The 9,607-nt window shown below is 63.6% G+C and carries 12 protein-coding genes and 1 pseudogene; 9 read left to right on the plus strand and 4 right to left on the minus strand.

All coding sequences use genetic code 11. The annotated features are described in order from the left end of the window. Window positions 1-349, minus strand: a 349-nt coding sequence (locus AC1DWI_RS05685) for an AraC family ligand binding domain-containing protein (protein ID WP_477724513.1), incomplete at its 3' end; no start/stop codon positions are given. Window positions 350-421: 72 nt separating this feature from the next. Between AC1DWI_RS05685 and AC1DWI_RS05690 the strand changes: the two genes are divergently transcribed. The 3 genes from AC1DWI_RS05690 to AC1DWI_RS05700 all read left to right on the plus strand — a co-directional run bounded on the left by AC1DWI_RS05690 (window position 422) and on the right by AC1DWI_RS05700 (window position 1,815). Further along, on the plus strand, window positions 422-868 hold the full coding sequence (locus AC1DWI_RS05690) for a nuclear transport factor 2 family protein (protein WP_477671513.1): 447 nt from the start codon (window positions 422-424) through the stop codon (window positions 866-868). A 281-nt stretch (window positions 869-1,149) separates the two neighbouring features. After that, the gene (locus AC1DWI_RS05695; RefSeq protein ID WP_477671512.1) at window positions 1,150-1,587 is read left to right on the plus strand and encodes a universal stress protein; all 438 of its coding nucleotides are present in this window, start codon (window positions 1,150-1,152) and stop codon (window positions 1,585-1,587) included. A 27-nt stretch (window positions 1,588-1,614) separates the two neighbouring features. Next, window positions 1,615-1,815 (plus strand): YgaP family membrane protein, encoded by a 201-nt coding sequence (locus tag AC1DWI_RS05700; RefSeq protein WP_477671511.1) that lies wholly within the window; start codon window positions 1,615-1,617, stop codon window positions 1,813-1,815. Between the two features lie 21 nt (window positions 1,816-1,836). On the opposite strand, the gene ylqF is transcribed toward AC1DWI_RS05700, so the two are convergent. Next, a complete protein-coding gene (ylqF, locus tag AC1DWI_RS05705) occupies window positions 1,837-2,811 on the minus strand; it encodes a ribosome biogenesis GTPase YlqF (protein WP_477671510.1) in 975 nt (324 codons plus the stop codon). A 278-nt stretch (window positions 2,812-3,089) separates the two neighbouring features. Here ylqF and AC1DWI_RS05710 point away from each other — a divergent pair, with 278 nt between their 5' ends. Beyond that, complete coding sequence (locus AC1DWI_RS05710) at window positions 3,090-3,365, plus strand: hypothetical protein (RefSeq protein WP_477671509.1); 276 nt, start codon at window positions 3,090-3,092, stop codon at window positions 3,363-3,365. A 21-nt stretch (window positions 3,366-3,386) separates the two neighbouring features. Beyond that, window positions 3,387-3,611 (plus strand): oxidoreductase-like domain-containing protein, encoded by a 225-nt coding sequence (locus AC1DWI_RS05715; RefSeq protein WP_477671508.1) that lies wholly within the window; start codon window positions 3,387-3,389, stop codon window positions 3,609-3,611. Window positions 3,612-3,805: 194 nt separating this feature from the next. On the opposite strand, the gene gshA is transcribed toward AC1DWI_RS05715, so the two are convergent. Next, entirely contained in the window at window positions 3,806-5,398 is a 1,593-nt protein-coding gene (gene gshA / locus AC1DWI_RS05720; protein WP_477724514.1) for a glutamate--cysteine ligase, read from the minus strand. A gap of 357 nt (window positions 5,399-5,755) precedes the next feature. On the opposite strand from gshA, the gene AC1DWI_RS05725 reads away from it, so the two are divergent. Both AC1DWI_RS05725 and AC1DWI_RS05730 read left to right on the plus strand, forming a co-directional pair. Further along, window positions 5,756-6,493 (plus strand): hypothetical protein, encoded by a 738-nt coding sequence (locus tag AC1DWI_RS05725; RefSeq protein ID WP_477671506.1) that lies wholly within the window; start codon window positions 5,756-5,758, stop codon window positions 6,491-6,493. Between the two features lie 63 nt (window positions 6,494-6,556). Next, window positions 6,557-7,846 (plus strand): MFS transporter, encoded by a 1,290-nt coding sequence (locus AC1DWI_RS05730; protein WP_477724515.1) that lies wholly within the window; start codon window positions 6,557-6,559, stop codon window positions 7,844-7,846. 92 nt (window positions 7,847-7,938) lie between these two features. Here AC1DWI_RS05730 and AC1DWI_RS05735 read toward each other — a convergent pair whose 3' ends face one another. Next, on the minus strand, window positions 7,939-8,601 hold the full coding sequence (locus tag AC1DWI_RS05735; protein WP_477671504.1) for an alpha/beta hydrolase: 663 nt from the start codon (window positions 8,599-8,601) through the stop codon (window positions 7,939-7,941). A 277-nt stretch (window positions 8,602-8,878) separates the two neighbouring features. On the opposite strand from AC1DWI_RS05735, the gene AC1DWI_RS05740 reads away from it, so the two are divergent. Together AC1DWI_RS05740 and AC1DWI_RS05745 are read left to right on the plus strand one after the other, a co-directional pair. Beyond that, the gene (locus AC1DWI_RS05740) at window positions 8,879-9,328 is read left to right on the plus strand and encodes a carboxypeptidase-like regulatory domain-containing protein (RefSeq protein WP_477671503.1); all 450 of its coding nucleotides are present in this window, start codon (window positions 8,879-8,881) and stop codon (window positions 9,326-9,328) included. Between the two features lie 45 nt (window positions 9,329-9,373). Beyond that, a pseudogene (locus AC1DWI_RS05745) lies at window positions 9,374-9,607 on the plus strand (ubiquinol-cytochrome c reductase iron-sulfur subunit); the annotation flags it as partial.

The following is a 9,607-nucleotide window of genomic DNA, read 5'->3' on the forward strand; positions in this document are numbered from 1 at the left end:
TCCCCATCTTGTCCTGCGATGCAAAAAGCTGTTCAGGGCGAAATAGAACGAGCCAGCCGTCCCAGGGTGTTGTCACATCGAACTGCTCGACCTGTGACGGATGCAAAACCAGCACAGAGCCGGGCGAGCAGCGGACGGGCTCGAAGTCCACCACATGCGTGCATTCGCCGCGCCTGACGAAGATCAGTTCATGGAATTCGATGCGGTGCGGCCTGCGCAGCTCTTCCGCCGGAGCGCGGGCACGCAGCTCCCGCATCGCAACCACCTCGATATCGAACGCGTAGCTGGCCGGCGGCGCGTAGCCGATCCGCTCCAGTGTGTCATTCGCCCCGTCAATATTTCCATTCATGTCCGATTATTACCATTTTTAGACAGCTTTCCACCGTGACGCCAAGGCGAGCGCAACGTACAGTTTTACCTGATGACACCTGAACCAATGCAGGGCCATCACTTATTTCAACCAGCAGAGGAACAGATGACTACTCCAATCGAAATTGCACAAAAGTACATTCAAGCCGTTCAATCCGGCGATCAAGCCGCGCTAGGCGTCCTCCTGGCACCGGACATCGTGTGGCACCAGCCCGGGCGCAATCGCTTCTCCGGCACGCACAGGAGCGTGCAAGCCGTTGGAACGATGATCGGCAAGATGATGGAAGTGTCCAAGGGAACATTTGCGATCACCCGCGCGCATCGCTTCATGGGGAATGGCGCATGGGTCACCGTGGAGCTTGAGTTCGAGGGACAGCGCGACGGCTTGCGGCTATCTCAGCATGGCATCGACTTGCTGCGCATCGAAGAAGGCAGGATCGTCGAAGCCAGGCTGTTCTCAAGCGATCCTGAGCAGGAAGATGCGTTCTGGGGTCACTAACTTCCCTCATCCGACAGACTCTATTGTTTCCTGTCGCTGAGTGACACTGAGGCTGCCCGTAACTTCTCCTGCATTCGGTGGATTTTGAAACCGACATCGCCGCACCGCGCGGCGTCACATCACGAACCCGTGGCAGGCAATCCGCCCCGTCCCCTCCCCGATTGAGGCGATGACTTGACCTGCATCAAAGCCGTTTGGCGGCAGCGACCTAAAGTGGAACCGCCCTGCTCAAGGTTTGCCGCACCGGCGATGAGCCGCCCAGGATGACAAGGAGATTTGCCATGTTCAAACATATTCTTCTACCGACCGACGGCTCGCCCGCTTCGGATCGGGCAATTGCACAGGCAGTGACTTTCGCCAGGGAAGCCCAGGCCAGGATCACGGGTTTGCATGTGATGCAGGAGTTTCACCTGCTGACCTACCGGGTCCAGATGCTGGAAGACACACGGGACCAATTCATGAGGGAATGCCAGGCGCAGGCAGAGGCATTCCTGTCTGCGCTGAAAGACGCCGCCGACAAGGCGGGCGTGCCTTGCGAAACCGTTTGCGTCGCAGGCGACCACCCCTATGAAACCATCGTCCGGATGGCAGACGGCAAAGCTTGCGACCTCATTGTGATGGCCTCGCACGGCCGCAAGGGCATCACCGGCTTTCTCCTGGGCAGTGAAACCCAGAAGGTGCTGTCGCACAGCAAAAAGCCGGTGCTGGTGCTGCACTAAAAAGTTAATTTTCCAAGGGAACTCATCATGAACAAAAACGCAGGCACCGCCGACCGTGCGGTGCGCATCGTGGCGGGACTCGCCATCCTCAGCTTGTATTTTGTGGCGGAGCCCGCCTGGCGCTGGTGGGCGCTGCTGGGGCTCGTGCCCCTGCTGACAGGTTTGCTGGGCTGGTGCCCGGCGTACACGCTGCTTGGCATACGGACCTGCAAAACAGGCCCCAAGTGATCCCGCGCGCGGTGGCCGGTCTCAGGATTCTTCGAATCCGGACCTGCCGGATTTATCCGGCCGCGGAATCTTCTTGAACTTGATCAACCGGTTGGTTTCGATCTTGTCTTTTTTCACCTGGCGCTCGGCGTCGAGCAGCCGGCCGGCGGCTGCCCATTCGGCAAACTCGCCGGGCGTTTCCAGGGTCACACGGCCCAGCGTTCCCGCCCGGAATTCATAGATCACGATCTCGGCGGCTTTTTGCAGGTTGACCCGGCCCTTGGAGAGCACCGCGCCGCGCTTGCGGCCAATTTCTTCGAGCAGCTGCTCATCGGTAATGCCGGGGGTCACCTCGACCTTGTAGCGCGCCTCCAGCAAGGCGGGGTAGTGCTTGATCAGGTAATCCAGCAACTCGAGCGCGACCTCTTCCTCGTTAAAGGCATTGCGGCCAATGGCGCCGCTGGCGGCCAGGTTATAGCCGCTTTTGGCCACGATGATGCGCGGCCAGAGCATGCCGGGCGTGTCCCATAAATAAAACCCGTCGGCCAGCACCAAGCGCTGTTCGACCTTGGTGATGCCCGCTTCGTCACCGGTTTTGGTGGCGCGCTTGCCGGTGAGGGTGTTAATCAGGGTGGACTTGCCGACGTTGGGAATGCCGCAAATCAGCACCCGCATCGGCTTGACCATGGTGCCGCGAGTGGGCGCCAGCGCGTGGCAGGCATCAATGAGGCGGCGCGCAGGCGTGGTTTCGCTGGCGTCCAGCTCAATCGCGCGGGTGGCGGGCAGGCTGTTGTAGTGATCCAGCCAGAGCGGCGTGCGGGTGGCGTCGGCCAGGTCGCGCTTGTTGAGCACCTTGAGCGCCGGTTTGGCGCTGGTGAGCTCGGCCAGCATGGGGTTGGCGCTGGAGCCGGGCAGGCGCGCATCAAGCAGTTCAATGACGACATCAATTTCCTTGATGCGCTCACTGATGGCTTTTTTGGTCAGGTGCATGTGACCAGGAAACCACTGGATGGCCATCGGGATCTTTCTTAGGGTGTTCGGGTTCAGATGGAACCGGGGCGGGAAGACCCGGCTCAATTCCCCAATTGTCGCCGCAGCGGGCGGCCCCGCCGCCAAGCCGGTACGGGGGACATTCCGGGCCTGCCTCACCTGCTTGCGGCCCAATGAAGGACAATCGGGGCATAGACAGATGTAGCGGCTGCGACCAGCCGTAATGCGCCCAGGCTCATCGGGGCCGCTCCAAGCCGCCCCGAAGCCCTTCCCATCCATCTCCGACCTCCCCTATCGAGCCCCTCATGCCCCTGCCCGCAGCCCCCGACAAAAAACCCGTGATCCCGGCCCGCCGCCTGGCCGCTTCCGCCCTCAAGGCCAATAACGAACTGATGATCAAAGGCATCCTGTGTGTGCTGATCGGCCTGGGTGTGGTGGTGTCGCCCTACTTCATCACCTCACCGGGCATGCAGGGCATCGTCGCCAAATCGGCCCTGGTGGGCTGGTTTGCCCTGGTACTGGGCTGCGCATTCATCGGCCTGTACGCCCGCCGGCGCATGGCGGCTTCCGCCAAACCCTGACACGGCACCCACACCAGGCCCATGCCCGAAAGCCCTGCTGACCACAGCGCCGCCATGGCGATCTTCAGCACCCTGCAGGAGCGCGCCGCTGCTGCGGGCATCCGCTTGCGGCCACCTCCTCCCGAACCCACCACCTGCTGCGGTCGCGGCTGCAACGGCTGCGTGTGGGAAGGCTGGTACGCGGCCGTGACGTACTGGCGTGAAGACGCCGAAGAAGCGATTTTTAAATACCAAATCGGGCTCTAGCCCAATACCAACTTGCGCCACAAGCTACTGAATTGATAGCACCCCGAGAGTTTCGATAGGGGTGTCCCTGTTCACCAGCAGGGGCCGCGGAACTGGCTTCGCCAGGCCGCAGGCGCCGTCCCCTGCAAGGGGAAAAGGCACTACACGAAGTGAGTGCCGATAGGGGTGAACCTATTTCTCAAGGGGAGAGGGGGCTACACGAAGTGAGCCCCAACAGGGGTGTGCTCAGATTCGCGCCCCGGCATGCCCARGCGCTCAGCCGAAACGTACTGCTGACGGTACTGCTCAAACGGCATGGTGTCCGCGGCTTCAATCTTCTTTTGTTCCTGGACGGAGGCCTCGGTCAGTGCGGCGAAGTGTGCCAGCTGGCCGGCCGACAACGGCTGCGCCTGCAGGATGCCTTGCGTCTTTTCAGACTGCGCGCGTGTGAACCGGATGAAGGAGTTCTCATGGCGGTCGGCCATGGCGGCCAGCACACGGGCCGAAGGCAAGGTGGAGGGGTCCAGCAAAGCGGCGCTGGCCAATGTCAGGGCGTCGCTGTATTGCGAGCCGCCATGCGTGGCGTCGAGCGCCGCCGCGATAGGCGCGCATTGGCCCACCACCTCCGCACCCCAGGCCGTCAGCGTGATCTCATGGCCGCCTCGCTTGAGTTTCAGGCCGGGCTCTCGCCCGCGCGCCGCCGTCTGGTGCTGGTTATGCTTGAGCTCGGCGATTTCCTGGGGCGTGTCGTTCGGGCTGTCGCTGAGCAGGCAGTGCAGCAGGAACACATCGAGGAAACGCATGGTCTGCGCATTGATGCCGACGGACTCGAAAGGGTCCAGGTCCATCAGCCGCACTTCGATGTATTCGACGCCGCGCTCGCGCAGCGCATGCAGCGGCCGTTCGCCGGGAAAGATCACGCGCTTGGGGCGAATGGTGCCGTAGAACTCGTTTTCAATCTGCAGCAGCGTGGTGGCCAGCTGGTTGTAGTCGCCGCCGGGGTTGCGGATGCCCACTGCCTCATAGGCCGGGTAGGGCCGGGTCAGCGCGTCCTGCAGCGAAGCGCCGTAGCCGTCGAGGCTGTTGTAGCTCACGGCAAGCGATGCCTGCGCGTCGCTCTGGTAGCCCAGGCGGCCCATGCGCAGCGAAGTGCCGTAAGGCATGTACATGGTGCTGTCGCTCAGGGTTTGCAGCTCGTGCTGGCGCCCTTCCACAAACGTGGAACACACCGCGGGCGAGGCGCCAAACAGGTACAGCAGCAAAAACGCCTGGCGGCGGAAGTTGCGGATCAGCGCGAAGTATTCCTTGCTGCTCACCCCGGGCAGGGACCAGTTGTAGTGAATGCCCGAAATGGTTTGCATGCGCCGGCCGTAACGGTGCGACAGGCCCATGCGGTAAACGCTCTTGGCGCGCCCGACATTGGACGAACCGAAGCGGGCGATGGGAATGGTTTCGTCGGTCGGCAGGCCGCAAGGCATGCTGGACACCCAGAGCATTTCGTCGCCCAGATCTTTCATGGTGCGGTAGGTGAACTGGTGCAGCTCCGTCAGTTCCTGAAGCGTGGCTTCAGGGCTGGGGTGGGCGCCGGTGACCAGCTCAACCTGCGATTCGCTGAAGTCCGTGGTGATGCCCGGATGCGTGAGGGCCGAGCCCAGGGCCGCGGGATGCGGCGTGAGGGCCAGGCCGCCGCCGGGTTTGGCGCGCAGGCTTTCCTTCTCGACACCGCGGCGCATGCCCTTGAGCCGGGCCGGGGTGAGCGCTTTCAGGCRGTCCTGTAGCGCGCCCGCAGGCGCCTGCAACTTGGTCATATCGTCATTCCCCCAGAATCTTGAATTGGCGTGGAAGTTATCACAGCACGGCGCTTTGCGCTGGCGCATCCGGGCTTGCCAGCACAGCCCGGGTGGGGTCTGGCTCGGGGCCCGTGCAGGCCGGCCGGATTTAAGTCATACACCGCATTTTCCGGGCAGAAATCCACAGTTTGGCGCCCGGGATGTGGAAAGCGAGCGACGCCGGAGCGCCAGGGTGCAGAACTCCCTTGACTTGTCAGACAAGCTGGACGACGATAAAAAACATTCCGTAACACGGCTGTTTTACCCTTCAATTTCCGCCAAACTAAACGGTTTTGCGGTCTTTTAGCCTGAGGCAGCGTAGAGCTTGATCAAAAAATGAAAAAACTGCTAGCCAGCCTTTTCGGCGGTTCAACCCCCGCAGCGTCGCCCAAACGCACGGGCACGTCCAGCCGGGACAACCCCCTCACCATTGAAGACGGCTCGGACAACGCCACGCGCCGCCACCTGGTGCAGGTGTTGCTGCGCGATGCCATGCGTAAATACGGTATTCCCTTGCCCTGGATCGATTGCCAGATGCTGCTGGTGTCCAGCCGCAGCCGCGGCCCTGGCATGTATGTACGCCTCGTTGTGCGGCATTGGGACGACCGTCTGATGAAGTACGCTTTCGCCTTCCAGAACGCCCTGATGGAAGAAATCACGCGCTTTGAACCCGGGGCGGCCCAATGGCTGCATGGCATTTCCTGGCAACTGGAAGTGGCGGAGACCTGCCCCAACCCGACCATGCCCGACAAGTCATATTGGGCCGATCCCGTCCGGCCGCCTGCCGGCGCATCGGTTCGCCCGCCACGCAGCGCGCCCCTGGCTTCCCTGGCCCCTCTTCCCGCGGCGGCAACAGCCTCTGCAGCGCCCGTACCAGCCGCCCCCGTTGTAGCCGCCAGCCTGCCGGCCCAGCCCGCAGCACCGGTGGCACGGCCGGCCCCGGTCTCCGCAGCTGACGCAGACGCCATGAAAGACCTGGAACGCCTTTTCCGCATCCGCGACCAGGAACTGGGCCAGCCAAGCGACAGCAATTCCGCCGTCGGTTACGAAGCCACGCGCCCTTCCCCGCTGTAACGCGCCAGCTCCGGCCGGGCCATCAACAGCGCAGCGGGGCAGCTGCTGGTGTACGCTTGCCTGATGAGCCCTCCCGTCACGCCCCCAAGCCCCGCAACCGCCGCGCAAGACTCCTCCCTCCTCATCGACTCACGCTACGCCGTGATGCGGCTCATGGTCACGCTGGCGCTGATGACCGTCGGCGCCTGCGGCATGTATGTGGTGGCCGTGGTGCTGCCCGCAGTGCAGGCTGAATTCAGCGTGACGCGGGCCGATGCCTCCCTGCCGTATACCGCGCTCATGATCGGCTTCGGTGTTGGCGGCGTTCTGATGGGGCGGCTGGCCGACCGCTTTGGCGTCATGGTTCCCTTGCTGGTTGGCGCAGTGGGACTGGGCCTGGGTTTTGCCCTGGCCGCCATGGCCGGCAACATCTGGATGTTCTCGCTGGCCCACGGCCTGCTGATCGGCTTTCTCGGCTCTGCCGCCACCTTTGCGCCGCTGCTGGCCGACACCTCGCTCTGGTTTGTACGGCGCCGCGGTTTTGCCGTGGCGGTGTGCGCCAGTGGCAACTACCTGGGCGGCGCGATCTGGCCGCCCATCGTTCAGCATTTTGTCGAGGCCGTGGGCTGGCGCCAGACCTATCTGTGGCTCGGCCTTTTCAGCTTCGTCACCATGACGGCGCTGGCCCTGCTGATGCGCAAGCGCCCGCCGGTGGCCGTGGCGTYCGCGGTAGGCAACAGCGGTATCGCCGCCACCACCAGCAGCATGCCCTTTGGCTTGACGCCGGGCTCGGCGCAAATGCTGCTGTGCGTGGCCAGCGTGGCCTGCTGCGTGGCCATGGCCATGCCGCAAGTGCACATCGTGTCGTACTGCACCGACCTGGGCTATGGCGCGGCGCGCGGTGCTGAAATGCTGTCGCTGATGCTGGCCTGCGGTGTGGTGAGCCGCTTGGTGTCGGGCGCGATCTGCGACCGTATCGGCGGGCTGCGCACGCTGATGCTGGGCTCGGTGCTGCAAGGCATCGCGCTGCTGCTGTTTTTGCCCTTTGACGGACTGGTATCGCTTTACGTCATCGCCGCGCTGTTCGGCCTGTTCCAGGGCGGCCTCGTACCGGCTTACGCCATCATCGTGCGCGAATACTTCGAGCCCGCCGAGGCCGGCGCGCGCGTGGGCACGGTGATCATGGCATCCTTGCTGGGCATGGCGCTGGGCGGCTGGATGTCAGGCAAGGTGTTTGACCTAACCGGTTCCTACCATGCCGCATTCCTCAACGGCATCGCGTGGAACCTGCTGAACTTCAGCATCGCGTTTTTCCTGCTGTGGCGCGTGCGGCGGATGGCGCGGACGGCCGTGACGAAAACAGCGGCGGCCTGAACAACGTCCTGGTCTTGCCCGGATCGCTATTCTTTTAATAGCTGCTTGCGCCCGTTTTGTAAGGGCTACAGCCAGTTTTACTTAAAATCCCGTCAGGCCAGAACCCGGCGCAACCACTGCTCCAGGTCGGTGATTTCCTGCGGGCACACCGAGTGCTCCATCATGTACTCGTGCCACTCGACCGTGTAGCCCATGGCGCTGAGCGCATCGCGCGTGGCGGTGGCGCGCGGCAGCACCACCACACCGTCGCGCGTGCCATGCGCCAGAAAAATGGGTACATCCTGGTTGACGGCGCTGCGCTCGGCGGCCGTCTTGTCGGCCAGCGGCAGGTAACCCGACAGGCCCGCAATGCCGGCCAGCCGTTCGCCGTGGCGCAGGCCCGTCATGAGCGCCATGGCACAGCCCTGCGAAAAGCCCGCCACCACAATGCGGCTGGCAGGGATGCCGCGCGACTTTTCCCGGGCGATCAATGCCTCAATGTCGCCTTGCGACTTGCGCAGCCCGGCCTCGTCCTGCCGGCTCACCAGGTCGGCGCCCAGCAGGTCGTACCAGGCCGGCATGACGTAGCCGCCGTTGATGGTGACCGGAATGCTGGGCGCACTCGGAAACAGGAAACGCACATCTCCCACGCTGGACAGGTCCATCTGTTCGGCAATCGGCAGGAAGTCCCGGCCGTCGGCCCCGAGGCCGTGCATGATGAGAACGGTGGCGACGGGCTTGTCGCCCGTCTGGGCTTCAATGACTTCGAGGGGCATGGGTGACGGGTCCAGGTGGTTGAGGAAGCAGATGACGATTGAATGCCGCGGGCTTGAAGCTGCAAGGCACACCAGCCGGGATTTTAAGACCGGCCTAAGCTGACCCGCGAACAATGGTTTCCGGCAGCGCYGAACACCTGGCGCACAAAGCCTGCTACGGTGTGATGACAAGGCAGCTGGCCAGGCCTTCGCGCAGATCGGCAGGCCGCATGAACACAGTGTCAGGCAGCACACTGCGCCGATTTGCTGCCCATCGTTGCAGAAGGAGCATGCTGAAATGAAAACCCTGACCCACAAGGCCGCCTCGGCCGTCCTCGGTGCGCTCATGGCGGGCGGCGCGCTGGCCCAGGCAAGCGGCCCCTTGCCGCCGGTGCGTACCAGCGGCCCGGTTGAATACCTGAGCGGCGGCATCGGCGCCGACGAATCCGCAGCGATCCGCAATGCCAGCGGGCAATGGCCGCTGACACTCGAATTTGCCATCAAGGACAAGCAGCGTGCCGACTTCGCGGCCGACGTGAAGGTGCGGGTGCTCGATGCCCGGGGAAATGAAGTGCTTCAGGCCACATCGGAGGGCCCCTTTCTGCTGGCCCGGCTGGCACCGGGCAGTTATGCCGTGGAGGCCACGCTGGCCGGCCAGACCCAGCGCAGGAAGGTGGACGTGAAGGCAGGCAAACCCTCCAGAGAGGTGTTCCTCTGGGGCGCGGGCGCCGATAAAACCGGGCCGTAAGCACACCGGGACTGCCTGCCTTCATCGAATTTTTCAAGTCAGATCATGCGTAACGTCACCGAACTGATCCACGCGATAGACGACGGGACCCTGCCGGACGCCGAGCGGCGACGCCTGCTGGCGGCAGCAACCGGCATCGCTGCCGGCGCCGGCCTGCTGGCTGCGGCCTACCCCTTCGCCGCCAGCCTTGCACCCTCTGAAGTGGCGCGCGCCCAGGGCGGCCCGGTGCTTGTCGATATTTCCGCACTGGCGACAGGCGAGCTGCGCACTGTCGCCTGG

The sequence above is a fragment of the Polaromonas sp. P3_C2 genome, assembly GCF_056402675.1.

Coding starts and splice junctions, on each gene's coding strand:
- AC1DWI_RS05725 (WP_477671506.1), top strand. CDS start 5,756: ATGAAAAAACTGCTAGCCAGCCTTTTCGGCGGTTCAACCCCCGCAGCG.
- AC1DWI_RS05715 (WP_477671508.1), top strand. CDS start 3,387: ATGCCCGAAAGCCCTGCTGACCACAGCGCCGCCATGGCGATCTTCAGC.
- AC1DWI_RS05735 (WP_477671504.1), bottom strand. CDS start 8,601: ATGCCCCTCGAAGTCATTGAAGCCCAGACGGGCGACAAGCCCGTCGCC.
- AC1DWI_RS05740 (WP_477671503.1), top strand. CDS start 8,879: ATGAAAACCCTGACCCACAAGGCCGCCTCGGCCGTCCTCGGTGCGCTC.
- AC1DWI_RS05690 (WP_477671513.1), top strand. CDS start 422: ATGACACCTGAACCAATGCAGGGCCATCACTTATTTCAACCAGCAGAG.
- ylqF (WP_477671510.1), bottom strand. CDS start 2,811: ATGGCCATCCAGTGGTTTCCTGGTCACATGCACCTGACCAAAAAAGCC.
- AC1DWI_RS05695 (WP_477671512.1), top strand. CDS start 1,150: ATGTTCAAACATATTCTTCTACCGACCGACGGCTCGCCCGCTTCGGAT.
- AC1DWI_RS05710 (WP_477671509.1), top strand. CDS start 3,090: ATGCCCCTGCCCGCAGCCCCCGACAAAAAACCCGTGATCCCGGCCCGC.
- AC1DWI_RS05700 (WP_477671511.1), top strand. CDS start 1,615: ATGAACAAAAACGCAGGCACCGCCGACCGTGCGGTGCGCATCGTGGCG.